A 16,395-nucleotide genomic window follows, 5' to 3' on the forward strand; every position below is an offset into this window, starting at 1 on the left:
GGTAGAAAAAGTGCGTAATTTGATAATTAAACTGCATGAGGACCTGCAATATGATTATGCGGAGAGCTATAACACCTTAATAGCTGATGCGGAACAAAAACTCGGATGGTTTAAAAAGAATGATTATCTGTTGTAACATATAGGTATAAATGTAATCTAAATTTAAAACTCTATTAACACAGTGGCCAACAAAGAAGCAGCATTCAAGCAAATATATGAAGCTAATTCTAAAAAGATATTCCATTTATGCTATGGTTATACCGGCGATGATGATGCCGCCAATGACCTGTTGCAGGAAACCTTTTTAAAAGTTTGGCAAAATTTAGAAAAATTCCGAAACCAGGCTATGATATCAACCTGGATATACCGCATTGCCGTAAATACTTGTTTAACCTACTTACGATCAGAAAAACGACAGGCTAAAGACGAGCTTACTCCGCAAATAGCCGAAACAAAAAGGGAAGAACTATCGGATAAAAACGAGAAGGTGGCTTTGCTGTATAAGTGTATATCAAAATTGGAAGAATCAGAAAGAATTATAATAACAATGGTGCTTGATGAAGTGCCATACCCCGAAATAGCTGAAATTTCGGGCATATCAGAAGGGAACCTGAGGGTGAAGATTTATCGTATAAAACAAAAATTAACAGAATTATATAACCAGTATGAAAGACTTTGATCATTTGATGTCGGTTTGGCAGGGACAGCCAAAACCAGATCAGCTTTCAGTGGATGAGGTGCTGAAGCAGGTAAAGAAGGGGATTCGCAGCATAACTACAAGGTTGTACTGGACTATTATAGCCATGGCAGCAATAGCTGTATTTGCTTTTGTTGTTACATTTTTCCTGGCCTTTAACTCGTGGGTCACTACAGTGGGTATTTTAATTGTGTTGGTCACCATGCTCATGTACCTGTCGCTCATTGTAAGGCACTACCATATACTAAGCAAGCGCGATGCCACTCTTAATCCCTCCGAATACCTTGACGGCTTAAAGGCCTACCAAAAGACAAGAACAAAAATTATCGGCTGGTTCTATTACATTTATATATTGTTGATCAGTACGGGGCTTGCACTATACTTTGCAGAAGTACTGTCAACCTCTTCTCTACCGTTTAAACTCCTTACTTATGGTTCAATAATTATATGGTTTTTGTTCACCACGTTTTATTTAAAGCCACGTATGTTTAAAAATGAGGAAGAAAAGCTTAACCTGATGATAGACCGCCTGGTGCGCCTCAAGGAACAATTTGACTAAGTATTTTCATCTCCCTAATTAACCCAATGACGGATAATATTATCACCCTACAAAAGGCTACAATAGCTGATGCGGATACCTTGCTTACATTCAGCAGAAAAACCTTTTTTGATTTTTTTGCGCATTTAAATGCTCCGGAAAACATGGAGGCCTACGCCTCAACTGCGTTTACCCAACAAAAAATACAAGACGAGCTTAACAATCCTGATTCATATTTTTATTTTGCCATGCTTGATGGCCAGATTGCCGGTTATATCAAAATAAATTTAAATGCCGCCCAAACTGAACTTCAGGAAAGCCCATCCCTTGAAGTAGAACGTATTTATGTAGTGGCCGAACATCATGGCAAAAAAATTGGTTATCAGCTATTAAACTTCGCTATACAAACAGCACAGGATAAGGGCCTTCAATATGTTTGGCTTGGTGTATGGGAACATAACCATAAAGCCATTGGTTTTTACGAGAAAAACGGTTTTAAGGTATTTAGCAGCCATCCGTTCATGTTAGGTAACGATAAGCAAACTGACCTGCTAATGAAAAAGGATCTGACTAAATAAATCAATGTCTGTTTTGATTGATGAGTGCATGCATTACCTGTTCTCTCAATTGCCTGCTTATAGGTACCTGATGTTGGCCTATATTGAGCATGTTTCCCTCAATAGAAGTAATTTTACTGTGCGCAATAATGTAAGATTTATGCGTTTGTAAAAATTTACGTTGAGGCAGTTTGTCTGTCAGTGCTTTTAAAGTGCTATGCGTAATTATTCTTCTATTTAAAGTATGGATCTCTACATAGTTCTCCATCCCTTTTATGTACAATACTTCATCAAACACCACTTTTTCAAGCTTTCCTTCGCTTTTTACAAACAGGTAGTCTGCATCATTACTATTGTTCCTGAGCTCAAAGTAATCTTTAGCCTTAAAAGCTGCTTTCATAAAACGCTCAAAAGAAATAGGCTTTAGCAAATAATCAAGCACATCCAGGTCAAAACCATCCGTTGCATATTCTTTAAAAGCGGTAGTAAAAATCACTTTAGGCGGATTTGGTAACGATTTTATAAAGTCGACACCAGTTAAATGCGGCATTTGAATATCCAGAAAAAGCAAGTCGACCGGTTGTTGTGCTAACACCGCACCAAGCTCCATAGCATCTTCGCATTGTGCTTTCAAATCAAAAAAGCCGGTTTTAAGTACATATCCCTCCAGGCCTTTCCGGGCAAAAGGTTCATCATCGGTAATAATGCAACTGATCGGGTTCATCCTTTTAAAAATTTAATTCCAGTTCTGCTATATAACGATCTCCCTGCCGGCCGGCTACCAACCTGTGCTTTTCAGGATAAAGCAAGTGCAGGCGCCGTTTCAAATTCTCATGCCCAATACCGCTATAATTATCCGGAGATATCATTTGGGCAGGAACATCGTTGGAGACGGAAAAAACAAAAACATCATTGCTCACCTTAGCAGTAATATCAATTCCATATTTTCCTCCTGCATATTTAAACGCATTTTCAACCAAGGGCAGTAAAAGTAACGGGTAAATCTGCTGATCAGCCAACAGTTCATCAAAATATACATTCAAGTTCATTTTTTTACTCGCTCTGATCTTTTGAAGCTGGATGTAATTTTGGAGATACTCCAGTTCCTGCCTTATAGAGACTTGCTGTTGCTGGTCATAAAGCTGATACCTTAACAAGCTGGATAGCAATTCTGTACTTTTTTTGGCCCCTTGCACATCCTCATCCATTTGAAAGTAAATGGTATTTAGCGCGTTAAACAAAAAGTGCGGATGATATTGTGCTTTTAAAAATTTAAGTTCGGTTTCCAGTTGGTCGTTGGTCAGTTTTTCAACAAGCAGCTGATGCTGAACATACGCTTTTAAAAACTTGCCACTACGAATAACCCCATAATAAATAAGAACATATAACAGCGGTACTACATTAATACTAACCAGATCGCTCCATGATAAACCATCATCTGTAGCTGACGCCATTGGGGTAAATATTAAATTGACTACCAGCGTATTCATACCTGCGAGCAGTAATATTTCACGCCATAGTAATGATGAAGTTAATTTATGCTCAGATTGGCGCTGGTCATTATGATCACAAACGCGGTTGATCATATATATATTTAAGTACCCTACCACTATGCTTAATCCAGCCTCCAGAGAATTAAGCAGCAGTGGCCTGTTCCAGAAATGGGAACCACTTTCGGTGTCCTGCAACAACCTGATTGTAGCATAAACGAGCAAGCCATATAATGCCGGAAAAATAGATCTTAAAAATCGTTGCCTTGTCATCACTTTAAATTGCAACTTCTGTTAATGGTTCTTTTACGGTAAGCACTTTATTGGCTACTGCACCTTTTTTCTTAACGCTGTTTGATGGCTTCATACCAAACAGGAAACGGATCACTGGGTATGGCTTCACAAAAAAATGGAAAATACCCATGGTAATAAATAAAGTAACAACTACAGTAAAAATGTATTTCATGATAACAGTATCGCCAGCCGACCGGGTAATGTAATAAGCTAAAATAACAATTACTGTTTGATGCAGGATATAAAAAGGATACACAGCCTGATTTAAATAATTCAAGATGCGATGCGAACGGTTAAGATATTGTTTGCCATATCCAATAAAGCCCAGCACCCAACCCCATGCAATAACGGGGCGTAAAGCGGCGGAAAACAGYGGCCATATAGCATCGGGTACAAACGGTAGCTTTGCATCGTTAAACCACACGTAATAGTACATCATCAGGCTCACAAAACCTATGCTTATGGCAAAACGGCGATTACGCTGCAAACTATCCATTAGCGAAGGAATTAGGATACATATAAAACCAGCCAGCACAAAAAGCAGCCAGTAAACAAAATAGCAGCCGTCATGCACCAGGTCGCCGGTTTCGGGGAGTCGTTTGCTTAGCAGCGCATACCATATGATAGATGGAATAGCTAAAAGATATACAAGCTTGCCTTTACTTAAGCGATGCAGGGCCTGTTTAACATTGTTGCTTTTATCAGATATCATCCACATAAAAAATGGAGCGAACACCAGGTCGTATATAAACAGGTAGGCGATAAACCAAAGGTGGTGCCAGCTAAAACTTCCACCCAGCGGATAGGGTTTAAACTCAAATACGGTTTTGTAAAATTCCCAGTAATTGCCTGTAAAGCCTTGTGTTAAGCGTTCCATGTAGATTTGCGGAGGCACTATAATGAACATCCCTACCAGCAAAGGAATAAGTAAACGGGTGCAACGTAACCCAATAAAACTCAAGGCGCTGCGGTGCTGCATCATGTAATAACTTACTGTACCACTGATAAAAAACAACAGCGGCATCCTGAATAAGTGTAAAAAAGCAATGAAATAAGTAAGCAGATCGCTGGTTTCCTTATTGCGGATATGCCAGGTTTCGCCAGCGGCATAAGGCATGGCCGAATGAAGAATTAATACACCTGCTATGGAGAAGATCCTTAACCAGTCCAGGTAGCTTTGACGTTGTGTGGTTTCCATGTTGTTTCTTTTTTTGATCAAAAGAAGCAACCGTAAGCGGCCGGGTAAAATTATTTTGACCAATGGTTATGAACCGGTGACCAATGGTATTAAACAAAGCGCGGTTCTGGAACAAAAAACCTTGTCATTTCGAACGTAGAGAGAAATCTTATACAACTTTTCATACGAACTTTGCATGGTGTAGAAGATTTTTCGCTATCGCTCAAGAGATAGTTTCTCTTTCGCACTACCCTCATTCCTCCCGCTGGCTCTTTCGAAATGATATTTTCTATTCGCTCAGGGTCTCCTGAAAGGGATCCTGAGCCAGAAGGTTCAAATAACCAGCACTCAATCTTTAAGAAAAGGATTAAAATTCCGTGTCCCTATTTCCATCCCCGCGGCGCGGCAAACGGTTTTATCGCCAAACTTAAAGTTGATTTTATCCATCGCCTGGTAAAGCCTGATGCGCTCCTCATTATCCTCAAATAAATTGATCTGGTAGCTGCCTGTGCATAAATTGCTAAGCCTTACCCCTATCAGCCGGATGGGCCGGTGCTGGTTCCATGCCATTTTAAGCAGGTTCTTTACTCCGGGTATCAGGATATGCTCGGCCGCGGTAAGCGGTATTTTTTGTTGCTGGGTATGGGTTTCAAAATTAGCATAGCGTATTTTTATAGCCATACATGATGATAGCTTATTTTCCCGGCGCAACTTGCCCGATAGTTCTTCAGTCATGGATACCAGGATGGTTTCCAATGTACGCTGGTCGTTTATATTATTGTTAAAAGTATGCTCGGTTGATATGGATTTACGGTCGGAGTACGGCACTATCTCACTGTCATCAATACCATGAGCCTTTTCCCAAAGATACCTGCCTGCCTTACCAAAAACCGCTTCCAGGAAACGGATGTTTGTTTTTTGAAGGTCGCCAATTTTTTCAATACCGTACTGGTACAATTTTTGGCAGGTGCTTTCGCCAAGCCCGGGTATTTTTCCGATGTTCAGCGGTGCTAAAAACTGAATTTCCTCACCATGTTTAATAAATAATTCTCCGTTGGGTTTAGCCTGGTTGGTTGCCATTTTTGCTACTGTTTTCCCCGAAGCCATACCAAAGGATATGGGAAGCCCGGTTTCCCTGATAATTTTCTGACGCAGATTTGATGCTATCTGGTAACAATCATAAAAACGCTCCATACCGGTTAAATCAATATAAAACTCATCAACAGAAGTTTTTTGATAAAGCGGTACCGAGTCATGGATGATCTGTGTTACCTCGCGCGATGCCTCTGAATAGCGGCCATGCGTGCCATGGAGCACAATAGCATGTGGACAAAGCTTTAAAGCCTGACGGGTAGGCATAGCCGAGTGCACGCCATATTTACGCGCCTCATAACTACACGAGGCCACCACTCCCCTTTCGGCAGAGCCACCAATGATCACCGCCTTGCCTATCAGTTCGGGATTAAACTTACGCTCAACCGATACAAAGAAGGAATCAAGATCAATATGTACTATATGCCGCTTAGCATCCATGCACAAATATGAAAATTAATCTTGTAATTTACTACAAATATTAGCATTTTTGTTTTATTAAAAACAGCTGCCATGTATATGTATGAGGATTATTTAATGCTGCTTTCGCCGCCTGAGCATGTGAAACACGAAATTACCCGTTATAAAAAAGCTTCTGCTAAATTAATTGGCAATTACAAAAGCATGGATTCGCCGGCGCATATCTCTGTACATCATTTAGAACGTCAGAAACCATTTATGGCGGATACTAATCATTTAAAACTCGAAAAAAGCATAAATGAAATACCACCGGTTTTATTACATGTAGACGGGTTTAAATATTTCACCCATCTGCATAGCAAGATGACCATTTATGCGCATATCAGGATCACGCCCTCGGTTGATGAATGGTTTACCTTGTTAAAGAAAAAACTAAGCATTAAAAAAACAATCATACCGCATATTACCGTAGTGAGGGATATTCCGGAGAATGATTTTAACCTGTTGTGGCCCAATTTCAGACATAAAAAACTGGTAGAGCCGTTCTGGGTAAATGAGCTTAAGATACTGAAGCGCGAAACATTTACACCCTCGCCCCAATGGATGGCATTTAAAACTTTTGAGTTTAAAAGTAATAAAGGATCATTAAATGCAGAAGCTATTATCAGCAAACAAGCTATTGCTGACATAACACTACAAAATCAAATCAATCTTTTTTAACCAAACATCATGGATTACAAAGATTACCTCACCATTATTCCGGCTCCTGAGCATGTGGATAAAAAAATAAACGCGTTCAAGCGCTCATGTGGTAAACACATAGGGAAATTTCCTGGCATGTATGCCAAAGCGCATATTTCTGTTGACTTTATCAGGGATGAAGTTGACAAGTTTACGCAAAAACCCATCGCGTTAAGGGCATTTTACGAATTGATGGATTTCAAGATCAGAACCATACCCTCTCATGAATTAAAGATCACCGGTTTTGATTTTTTTGTACATGGACCAAATTTCAGGACTATTTATGCGGCTTTAGAGTTAGATGAAGAAACAAAATATTGGTTCGATAGTATTAAACAGGCATTAAGGATAAATAGAAGGCTCAACCCCCATATTACCATTACCAGGAAAATACCTACTGTGTTTTTTAATACTTTATGGCCCTATTTTCAAAAAATTGAATATAAAGATTCATTTAAAGTTGATTTCCTGACCATATTAGAAAAGGAAAGCGGCAAACTGTTTGACCATTATAAGGAATATAAAAGGCTACATTTAAGTAAAGGATCAACTCCTTCCCCCGCTATACTTTAATAAAAGTAAGCGATCAAAAAGATAATGGTCTAAACAATAGATAATTATCTTTTTTTAACAATTTATTAACCAAAAGCAAACCTTTTTCTATATTTGCGCCGGGGTAAGTCTTTTACGGCCAGCTCCTCTTGAACTCCCCCAGGGCGGGAACGCAGCAAGGGTAGAGAGTTGAGCGGCGCGATAAAAGTAGCTTACCCTTTTTTTATTTTCTTATTTTTGCCGGCATGGCAAAAAGGCTTAAAACCTTCTGCGGGTTTCAAATTTCTTTAAAAGTCTTAATAATATATAAATGCTCGATATACTCATTATAGGCGGCGGCCCAATTGGTTTAGCTTGCGGTTTGGCAGCTCAAAAAGCAGGTTTAAGTTTTGTTATTGTTGAAAAAGGCTGCCTGGTTAACTCACTATACAATTATCCGTCAACCATGACTTTTTTCTCCACCTCCGAGAAACTGGAGATCGGCGGGGTGCCATTTGTCACCGTACACAATAAACCCACCCGTGCCGATGCATTGGAGTATTACCGTAGGGTTGCTCTTTCAAACCATCTGCCTATTAATTTATTTGAGGAGGTTACCAACGTAACAAATGAAAATGGCACCTATACTATAACCACCAGCAAAAAAAGCTATCAGGCTAAAAGAGTAATACTTTCTACCGGTTTTTATGATATCGCGGTTAATTTAGATATCCCCGGCGAGGACCTGCCAAAAGTAAAACACTATTACCAGGATCCGCATTATTATACCCTGCAAAAAGTGGTAGTGGTTGGTTCCAGTAATTCGGCCATTGATGTTGCCCTCGAAACCTATCGTAAAGGCGCCGAAGTTACTTTAGTGGTACGTGGCAGCGAGATCAGCAACCGTGTAAAGTATTGGGTACGCCCCGATATCATCAACCGGATAAAAGAAGGCTGTATTAAGGCTTATTTTAACTCCAACCTTCAGGCTATCCGCGAGCATGAAGTAGATATTAAAACTCCCGAAGGAATAATCACCATCCCCAACGATTATGTAATGGCTATGACGGGCTATAAACCTAATTTCAATTTCCTGAAAAAATTGGGCATCATACTATCTGAAGATAAGTTCATTCCGCAATACAATCACGAAACCATGGAAACCAACCTGCCCGGTTTATACTTGGCCGGTGTAGTTTGTGGTGGTATGGATACCCATTTATGGTTTATTGAAAACTCCCGTATCCACGCCGATATGATTATTAATGATATTGTGGCAAAGGATGAATGATCTTAAATTATAAATTAATTTGTAATGTTAATTTATAATTACACCAACCCCAACTTGCAACAGATATTATTTTTAATAAATATCACTTAAGATATTTTAATTTCCATTATTTATGAAAGCATAAGCAATGGTGTAACATCTTGTTTGAATCCCACTCAAGTTGCTCAAAAAGCAAAAATTCCCCACCATGTGTAGAAAATAATGCCGCTCATATACTTCTCACTCCACACTATTCGCAGCTTTTTATATATAAAATGAAGGTTATATAATATTGGAACAAAAGTTGGCTAAGTGCGTATAACAATACTAATTAATTTACATGAAAAAATTAAATACCCTTCTGTTAATAATTTTAACTACCGGATTTATATCCTGTAAAAAGGAGAACCGCACGCCGGATAACAACGTCATTATTCCTCCAGTAGAGAAAATCGCTCCTGACGGGTTTAATTTCACAACATCAAAAGAAGTAAACCTCAGTGTCACGCTTCTTTCTAATAACAATCAGGCGCTGAAAGGCGTGGTAGTCAGCGTTTACAACTCTGCAAATACCGAAGCTCCTATATTTAAAGGTGTGACTGATGCCGCCGGTAAACTACAAGGTAAAGTTACGGTACCCTCCTATCTTACCCAACTGGTTATTGACCCCTCGTATGTTGGTTTAATCCGCAACGCTACGGCGTCTATTAACGGCACTTCAACAACCGTGGTTATAGGTGGCGCTGAAGGTTACTCTGGCGATATTATCCCTGAAGATGTAACTGTTAAAACAACCGGCAATGCACCAACTTCGGGTTTACACACACAAGGCTTGTTGGGTGTAGATTACTCTTATCCAACCGGCTACTCAGCTTCAAATGCATTCACAAATCCAAACAATCAGGGACGTCCGGCTTATTTGCTAAGTACAGGTGATGTTATTGACGCATCATTATTATCCTATATCAATGCTTCTCTGCCCGAAGCAAAACCATTAACCACCACTCATCCTGAATACCTTACGTCATCAGTTACATCAACTATCAACGTAACAGCGAAATCTGACGTATGGATAACTTTTGTATCTGAGGGAGCTGGTTTTAAAAACTCGCTGGGCTACTATACATACAAAACCAACAGCCCGCCAACACAGGCAACCGGCGGAACATTGTTCGGCGGTATTGATGAAGTTACTTATATTTTCCCTAATGCTTCGGCCTCTGGCTCAGGTGGCGGCTTAAAAAGCGGCGATAAGGTAAAACTTGGTACTTTTGAAGCCGGTACAACCATTGCATTTGTATTGTTCCAGGACGCGTGGACAGGCAGCGGTGTGAATACCAGTGCAACCAAATTTTACTCAAACGATAAACTGAACCCGGAATCTACCGCAGCTGCCCGCAAACATAGCGTTGTACTGTATGATGCTGTTCATAAATTATTCCTGATGGGATTTGATGACGTCAACCGTCAATCGGGCTCCGACAACGATTTTAATGACCTTGTTGTTTACGCTACCGCCAACCCTATAACCGCAATATCTAATGATGGTATTCCTGCTATTGATGATGGCGGCGATAAAGACGGCGATGGGGTACTTGACGAATTAGACGCTTATCCAAATGATGCTACAAAAGCATATATTAGTTATTATCCTTCATCAAGTACTTATGCTCAGGTTTCTTTTGAAGATAACTGGCCAAAAAAAGGCGATTATGACCTAAATGATCTTATAGTTAACTACCGCTACACTTTTATTAGCAATGCCAAAAACCAGGTGGTATCATTAAGTGGCGACTTTGTGCCAGTAGCTGCAGGAGCATCATTTAAAAATGGCTTTGGTGTACAACTGCCTGTAGCTGCCTCAGCAGTATCATCAGTAACAGGGCAAAAAATTACAAGTAACTACATTACAATGGCATCAAACGGTGTTGAAAGCGGCCAAAGCAAAGCGGTTATCATTCCGTTTGATAATCATGACAATGTTTTGAAGTATCCAGACAATTCGTACCTGATCAATACCGTGCCAACAAAAGACAAGGTAGACGGTACAACCACTACAGTAACGGTTAACTTTACTTCTCCGGTTGATCAGGCAAACCTTACAGCGTCATCGTTTAATCCGTTCCTGATAAGCAACCTGCGCCGTGGTTACGAAGTTCACCTGCCCGGTTATGCGCCAACCGATAAAGTCGACACCAAACTGTTTAACACAGATGATGATGCTTCAGTACCGGCAAGTGGTAAATATTACTTATCAAAAGAGAACGGTCCATGGGCGATAAGTTATACAACAGCCATTCAATATCCAATTGAAGGGGCGAGCATAACTAAAGCATATCTTCACTTTGCCGAATGGGCAGCGTCTGGCGGTACTACTTACACCGATTGGTACAGCAACACGGCATCTGGCTATCGCAATACAAGCTTTTTATATACTAAATAACATTATCAACTAAACCTTATAATACTTGGGAGGATACCTTATTAACATCATCCTCTCAAGTATTTTCATTTCGCGAAGCTCAGAACTCATTCCCTTTTTGGATTTCATCCTACTTAGCTTGTTAACATAAAACAATCATCAATATTTTAAAGAAAAGAAAGCATTCACAGGAGAGCTTTAACTTTTATATAAAAATTGATGTCATTTACTAAACAAAATGTGAAGCATTCCCGTAGATATGCCAATAACATATTTAAGGACGGGCAGATGGCCTAATGGTCATTAAATAGCAAAAAGAATAACTATGTCTTTTAAAAAATTTCTAATTCTTATTTTCCTGTTAAATCTTTTCTTTCGACCAGACGCAAAGGCACAATTAAGCATTATCCAAGACCTATCTGATACTTATGTCAACAAACTGATAGATACAGCTAAAAAGAACTACCCCAGGGTACGTTCCTATCAAAACCGCATCAATATTGCTAATTCCAATATATCTAAAACAAAAGCCGGGTTGCTTAATGCATTTACTGTTTCCTATATATACCAGCCAGGCGTTAATAATGGCGTTGATCCTGCAAACCCTACAACCAGCTATTTCAGGGGCTTTCAGGCAGGGGTATTTGTAAACATCGGTGCGTTAGTTTCGCAGCCGTYGCTTATCAAACAGGCCAGGGAGGAACTTATTATAGCCCATAACGACCAGGACGAATATTTTATAACCCTTACTACCGAAGTTAAAAAGAGATATTATATGTATATACAACGCGGAGCCGAGGTGAAATTACAAACAAGGTCAACCCTGGAGACTGAAAGTGCGTTAAAGGACGCTAAGTACAGGTTTCAAAAAGGCGAATTGACTTTTGAAGATTATAACAAAATGCAAATACAATATACCGAACACCAGCAAACCAAGATACAGGCTGAAGCTAATCTTTTCACTGCTAAGGCTGACCTTGAAGAACTATTAGGTACTAAACTGGAAAACATAAAATAGATGGAATTTAGTGATTTTTTCAAAATCCTTAAAAGGCATAAACTAACACTAATTGTCATTCCGGTAATTACCGTTATTATTACTTATTTCCTGGTGCATAATCAGCCTGACTCCTACTCATCTGAGGCCCGAATTGCAACCGGAATAGTTGATCAGACACAGCAACTTTTAAATAATAACAATGCGCAGGAATCACAGATAAACCAGGAGTTCAGCAATCTTACCGAGATGCTGAGATCCAAAAAAATGCTCGATCAGCTTGCATACAAACTGATCATACATGATTTAACGAGTGATAAGCCTTACCGTGACCCAAGCCCTTTGTTTAAAGAATTAAGCACAAACGAAAAACAGCGTGCCGTGAGCACTCTTACCAGTTTGTATAAAACCCGCGACGGCCTTTCCTTATTTAATCCTGACCAAAACCGGTTAAATAAATTGGTGGTATCTATGCATTATGATGATCAGTCGATACTTAAAACGCTGCAGGTTTACAGGGTTCAAAATAGTGATTATATCACGGTTCACTTTGATTCGGAAAATGCTGAATTATCTGCCATTGTGGTGAATATCCTTTGCATAGAATTTATTGACTATTACACCCTGCTGGTAAAGGAAAACCAGCGTAAGGCTGTAGGTTTTTTAGGTGCGCTTTTACGTGCCAAAGAAGATTCCTTGAACAAAAGAATGGCCAACCTGAAAGCATACAAAATCAGGAATCACGTACTTAATCTTAACGAAAAAGCCAAAAGTATATATGGGCAGATGGCCGATTTTGAAACCCGCCGGGAGGAAGCACAAAAAAACATACAGGCTACGCAGGCTGCCATCAATAACATTGATCAACAATTTAACCCTGCCGACCGTAAATATTTGGAAAGCAGTAAAATTGCTGTAACCCAGCAACTCCTGTCAACCAGGGATGAACTGCAGGCCGCGAATGACAAATATGTTCAGAACAATTTTGACCCAAAATACAAAACCCGGATCGACTCGCTTAATAAAGTCGTATCAACGCAGCTTTCGCAATTGTCTGATAAGTATGTTTTAAACCCAATGTCAACAAAAAAAGACCTGATTGATCAGAAATTGGGCTTACAGATCCAACATCAGCTTGCAAAACACAGCACAGGTTCCATAGATGGCGAACTCTCACGCTTATATAATGAATTTAACGGCCTTGTACCTCATGAAGGTACCATACAGGCTTATGAAAGTGCCATCAGCGTAGCGAGTCAGGAATACCTTGAAATATTACAAAGGTATAACCAGGCCAGTATGGTATCCAATTTTTCTACCCAGCTACGGTTGATAGAAAGAGCAGAACCCGGAATTGCCCTACCCTCAAAAAAAATGCTACTGGTAATTCTGAGCTTCATTATCAGTTTTGCCTTTTGTATTGTTGTGTTGTTTATCCTGTTCTTTTTTGATCATTCTATTAAAAATCCGCATGAACTTGCCAACCGTACCAAAATACCTGTTTTAGGCTACCTTAATTTGCTCAAGAGCAAATCAATTGATCTGAAAGATATTTGGAACGGGCAAACCGAAACAGATGAATTTAAGCAATTCAGAAACCTGATGCAGTCCATAAGGTTTGAGGTAGATAATGAGCTTGCCAGCGGCAAAACATTGCTTATCAATAGCATAACAAAGGCTGAGGGAAAAACTTTTTTAGCTATAAACCTGGCCTATGCTTACGCATCTATCAACAAAAAAGTGTTATTGATAGATGGCAATTTTAACAATCCCGATATTACAAATTCAACCCAAACTAAAGTTTATCTGGAAGACTTCTTAAAAGGTTCCGATGATGTGTCTTTACTACAAGCAAATACCCGGATCTCATTACTTGGAAATAAAGGACATGGCAGGTCTTTACTTGAGGAAAGCGATGTTCAGCAAATAGGCTTAAAACTATCAGCTCTGAAAACAGCCTTTGATGTAATCATTATTGAAGCTCCAGCACTGGAAACACTGAATAAATCAAAGGAATGGACCATGTTTGCCGATAAGGTAATAACTGTTTTTGAAGCCGGAAAAACCATCAGTCGTACAGACAGGGAACATATAGCTTACCTTAAAAACCTGCATGATAAATTTTGCGGATGGATCCTTAACACAGTTAACCGGGATGAGCTAACAAACCTTGAATCAACCTAAAAAATGACGGTGATAGCAATCATATGGATTTTGTTACAGGTACTGATTGGCTACAATCTTGTTTTACCTGTTTGCATCTATCTTTTGTCGTTATTAAAAAAAAGCAACGCAGCGCTTTCTGATGAGGAACAGGAGGCCGATTACGCCATTATTATAACGGCTTACGAGCAGGTTACACATATACCCGCTGCTGTAAACTCACTGCTTGCGCTCAACTACAGTAATTACCTGATCTATATTGTAGCTGACAAATGTGACGTAAGCAAGTTGCATTTTGATGATGACCGGGTGATCATACTTCGCCCCGAAACAACACTGGCCAGTAATACACGGTCGCATTTTTATGCCATCAATAATTTCAAACGCCAACATGACCGCCTCACCATAATTGATAGTGATAATCTTGCTCACCCCGATTACCTGTGCGAACTGAACAAATGCTTTAACCGGGGATATTTAGCCGTTCAGGGTATCCGCGAAGCAAAAAACCTGGATACCACCTATGCCTGCCTTGACGCAGCGCGGGATATTTACTATCATTTTTATGACGGCAAGATATTGTTCAAAGCGGGCTCATCGGCTACGCTGGCAGGTTCAGGGATGGCGTTTACTGTGGCGCTTTATCGCGAGTGCCTGGAGCACCTGGATATTACGGGGGCCGGTTTTGACAAGATACTGCAATCGGCAATCGTTGGCCGTAATATTAGGATAGCTTTTACTGGCAAAGCGATAGTTTACGATGAAAAAACTACCAACCCTCATCAGCTCGTTAATCAGCGTTCGCGCTGGATCAATACTTGGTTCAGATATTTCAAATTTGGGTTTACGCTTATTGGTAAAGGCATTTCTAAAGGCAGCTTTAACCAGTTTCTGTTTGGGCTGATTTTATTACGCCCTCCCCTGTTTATCTTCTTGTTACTTTCGGTGATATGCCTGCTGATTAATGCTTTCATGAGTACAACAGCACTTATTTTATGGACAGCAGGTTTCGCTGTATTTATAGGTGGATTTTATTTAGCATTAACCAAATCAGATACCGATAAACGTGTTTACCAATCGCTCATCAATATCCCCAGGTTTATGTTTTACCAGGTGTTGTCTCTATTAAAAGCGCGCGGCGCTAATAAGCGGTCTGTAGCTACACAGCATTACCATACCGCCACCATTGACCAAATTGTAAAAAGCGATGAGAGTTGAGCCATCTGAAAAAGCAATAAAAGGTAAAAAGCCAGATGCTGCCGCTCAGCGTAAAATTGATCACATTACGCGTATAGTAGCATTGGTAGTGGCATTTATAAGTGTATTTTTTTTCATCATTAAAATATTATTCCTGTAGTGGATAAACCGCAGCTATCAGTAAAAGAACCGCTATTTGCCCCAAAAAAGGTTGTAGGTTTCTGGCAGATCTTAAGGAGAACAGTGCTGGCAGAAAAACTGTACAACCGCGTGGGTATTACTTTTTTTATCCTGTTGGCAGCGGTATTAGGTTTTGGCATAGCTAAATTCGGTGCCACATTCGGGGTGCTGTTTATTGTAACAGCTGTAGCCCTCCCCGCCGTTTACGCCATTGTGGTTTATCCTAAATTCGGTATTATAGTAGTGCTGATAATGGCATACCTGCTTTTTTTACTGATGCGCATAGGCGTATCCGGACCAATAGGTGTTATCATGGATGTTATGCAGGCGCTGCTGATGCTGGGTGTACTGATTGCTCAAAAAAGAGAGCATAACTGGGAAATACTGAAAGGCCCTATCAGCACAATGATACTGATATGGATAGCTTATAATCTGCTTGAAATCGCAAACCCCTCAGCAGAATCAAGGATAGCATGGCTATATACTATACGATCACTGGCCATTGTCATGTTGAGCTACTTTGTTTTCCTGTATAATATCAGGTCGGTAAAATTCATCAGGCTGATATTTAAGATCTGGCTTGCTATGAGCCTGTTTGCTGCCCTATATGCTGTAAAACAGGAATACAT

The 16,395-nt window shown here is 39.9% G+C and carries 15 protein-coding genes, 1 other RNA gene and 1 pseudogene; 13 read left to right on the forward strand and 4 right to left on the reverse strand.

The genetic code is table 11. The features are described from left to right. Nucleotides 1-181 precede the first annotated feature (181 nt). The 3 genes from AC1DRQ_RS24685 to AC1DRQ_RS24695 are packed head-to-tail and all read left to right on the forward strand — an operon-like array spanning nucleotide 182 to nucleotide 1,813. A complete protein-coding gene (locus tag AC1DRQ_RS24685) occupies nucleotides 182-679 on the forward strand; it encodes an RNA polymerase sigma factor (protein WP_477427774.1) in 498 nt (165 codons plus the stop codon). Beyond that, nucleotides 666-1,256, forward strand: a complete 591-nt coding sequence (locus AC1DRQ_RS24690; protein WP_429392046.1) for a hypothetical protein — start codon at nucleotides 666-668, stop codon at nucleotides 1,254-1,256. Before AC1DRQ_RS24685 ends, AC1DRQ_RS24690 begins: the two co-directional genes overlap by 14 nt. 26 nt (nucleotides 1,257-1,282) lie before the next feature. Further along, nucleotides 1,283-1,813 (forward strand): GNAT family N-acetyltransferase, encoded by a 531-nt coding sequence (locus tag AC1DRQ_RS24695; protein ID WP_477427777.1) that lies wholly within the window; start codon nucleotides 1,283-1,285, stop codon nucleotides 1,811-1,813. 1 nt (nucleotide 1,814) lies between these two features. Here AC1DRQ_RS24695 and AC1DRQ_RS24700 read toward each other — a convergent pair whose 3' ends face one another. From AC1DRQ_RS24700 to dinB, 4 genes are all read right to left on the reverse strand, one after another. Continuing rightward, entirely contained in the window at nucleotides 1,815-2,516 is a 702-nt protein-coding gene (locus tag AC1DRQ_RS24700; RefSeq protein WP_477427779.1) for a LytR/AlgR family response regulator transcription factor, read from the reverse strand. Nucleotides 2,517-2,520: 4 nt separating this feature from the next. Beyond that, complete coding sequence (locus AC1DRQ_RS24705) at nucleotides 2,521-3,555, reverse strand: sensor histidine kinase (protein WP_477427781.1); 1,035 nt, start codon at nucleotides 3,553-3,555, stop codon at nucleotides 2,521-2,523. A 4-nt stretch (nucleotides 3,556-3,559) separates the two neighbouring features. Then, nucleotides 3,560-4,774, reverse strand: coding sequence for an acyltransferase family protein (locus tag AC1DRQ_RS24710; RefSeq protein WP_477427783.1), 1,215 nt, complete (start codon nucleotides 4,772-4,774; stop codon nucleotides 3,560-3,562). A gap of 327 nt (nucleotides 4,775-5,101) precedes the next feature. Next, the gene (gene dinB / locus AC1DRQ_RS24715; RefSeq protein WP_429392033.1) at nucleotides 5,102-6,286 is read right to left on the reverse strand and encodes a DNA polymerase IV; all 1,185 of its coding nucleotides are present in this window, start codon (nucleotides 6,284-6,286) and stop codon (nucleotides 5,102-5,104) included. 72 nt (nucleotides 6,287-6,358) lie between these two features. Here dinB and AC1DRQ_RS24720 point away from each other — a divergent pair, with 72 nt between their 5' ends. The 10 genes and pseudogenes from AC1DRQ_RS24720 to AC1DRQ_RS24765 all read left to right on the forward strand — a co-directional run. Beyond that, the gene (locus AC1DRQ_RS24720; RefSeq protein WP_477427786.1) at nucleotides 6,359-6,985 is read left to right on the forward strand and encodes a 2'-5' RNA ligase family protein; all 627 of its coding nucleotides are present in this window, start codon (nucleotides 6,359-6,361) and stop codon (nucleotides 6,983-6,985) included. A gap of 9 nt (nucleotides 6,986-6,994) precedes the next feature. Then, nucleotides 6,995-7,579: a hypothetical protein gene (locus tag AC1DRQ_RS24725; RefSeq protein WP_477427788.1), complete on the forward strand. Its 585-nt coding sequence runs from the start codon at nucleotides 6,995-6,997 to the stop codon at nucleotides 7,577-7,579. A 101-nt stretch (nucleotides 7,580-7,680) separates the two neighbouring features. Further along, nucleotides 7,681-7,779, forward strand: an RNA gene (ffs, locus tag AC1DRQ_RS24730) — signal recognition particle sRNA small type. 89 nt (nucleotides 7,780-7,868) lie between these two features. Next, a complete protein-coding gene (locus AC1DRQ_RS24735) occupies nucleotides 7,869-8,828 on the forward strand; it encodes a YpdA family putative bacillithiol disulfide reductase (RefSeq protein ID WP_477427790.1) in 960 nt (319 codons plus the stop codon). Between the two features lie 319 nt (nucleotides 8,829-9,147). Next, complete coding sequence (locus tag AC1DRQ_RS24740) at nucleotides 9,148-11,250, forward strand: LruC domain-containing protein (protein ID WP_477427792.1); 2,103 nt, start codon at nucleotides 9,148-9,150, stop codon at nucleotides 11,248-11,250. A 304-nt stretch (nucleotides 11,251-11,554) separates the two neighbouring features. Then, nucleotides 11,555-12,247: a TolC family protein gene (locus AC1DRQ_RS24745; protein WP_477427794.1), complete on the forward strand. Its 693-nt coding sequence runs from the start codon at nucleotides 11,555-11,557 to the stop codon at nucleotides 12,245-12,247. Continuing rightward, entirely contained in the window at nucleotides 12,248-14,410 is a 2,163-nt protein-coding gene (locus tag AC1DRQ_RS24750; RefSeq protein ID WP_477427796.1) for an exopolysaccharide transport family protein, read from the forward strand. Between the two features lie 3 nt (nucleotides 14,411-14,413). Next, nucleotides 14,414-15,607: a glycosyltransferase gene (locus tag AC1DRQ_RS24755; RefSeq protein WP_477427798.1), complete on the forward strand. Its 1,194-nt coding sequence runs from the start codon at nucleotides 14,414-14,416 to the stop codon at nucleotides 15,605-15,607. Beyond that, complete coding sequence (locus AC1DRQ_RS24760) at nucleotides 15,597-15,746, forward strand: hypothetical protein (protein WP_477427800.1); 150 nt, start codon at nucleotides 15,597-15,599, stop codon at nucleotides 15,744-15,746. Before AC1DRQ_RS24755 ends, AC1DRQ_RS24760 begins: the two co-directional genes overlap by 11 nt. Then, nucleotides 15,746-16,395: pseudogene (locus tag AC1DRQ_RS24765) on the forward strand (O-antigen ligase family protein); the annotation flags it as partial. The gene AC1DRQ_RS24760 and the pseudogene AC1DRQ_RS24765, both read left to right, overlap by 1 nt.

The sequence above is a fragment of the Mucilaginibacter sp. P4_E8 genome (genome assembly GCF_056401495.1).

Bases quoted from the DNA above. Each gene is read 5' to 3' on its own strand.
- AC1DRQ_RS24690 (WP_429392046.1), top strand. From the start codon at position 666: ATGAAAGACTTTGATCATTTGATGTCGGTTTGGCAGGGACAGCCAAAA.
- AC1DRQ_RS24695 (WP_477427777.1), top strand. From the start codon at position 1,283: ATGACGGATAATATTATCACCCTACAAAAGGCTACAATAGCTGATGCG.
- AC1DRQ_RS24700 (WP_477427779.1), bottom strand. From the start codon at position 2,516: ATGAACCCGATCAGTTGCATTATTACCGATGATGAACCTTTTGCCCGG.
- AC1DRQ_RS24705 (WP_477427781.1), bottom strand. From the start codon at position 3,555: ATGACAAGGCAACGATTTTTAAGATCTATTTTTCCGGCATTATATGGC.
- dinB (WP_429392033.1), bottom strand. From the start codon at position 6,286: ATGGATGCTAAGCGGCATATAGTACATATTGATCTTGATTCCTTCTTT.
- AC1DRQ_RS24720 (WP_477427786.1), top strand. From the start codon at position 6,359: ATGTATATGTATGAGGATTATTTAATGCTGCTTTCGCCGCCTGAGCAT.
- AC1DRQ_RS24725 (WP_477427788.1), top strand. From the start codon at position 6,995: ATGGATTACAAAGATTACCTCACCATTATTCCGGCTCCTGAGCATGTG.
- AC1DRQ_RS24735 (WP_477427790.1), top strand. From the start codon at position 7,869: ATGCTCGATATACTCATTATAGGCGGCGGCCCAATTGGTTTAGCTTGC.
- AC1DRQ_RS24740 (WP_477427792.1), top strand. From the start codon at position 9,148: ATGAAAAAATTAAATACCCTTCTGTTAATAATTTTAACTACCGGATTT.
- AC1DRQ_RS24750 (WP_477427796.1), top strand. From the start codon at position 12,248: ATGGAATTTAGTGATTTTTTCAAAATCCTTAAAAGGCATAAACTAACA.
- AC1DRQ_RS24755 (WP_477427798.1), top strand. From the start codon at position 14,414: ATGACGGTGATAGCAATCATATGGATTTTGTTACAGGTACTGATTGGC.
- AC1DRQ_RS24760 (WP_477427800.1), top strand. From the start codon at position 15,597: ATGAGAGTTGAGCCATCTGAAAAAGCAATAAAAGGTAAAAAGCCAGAT.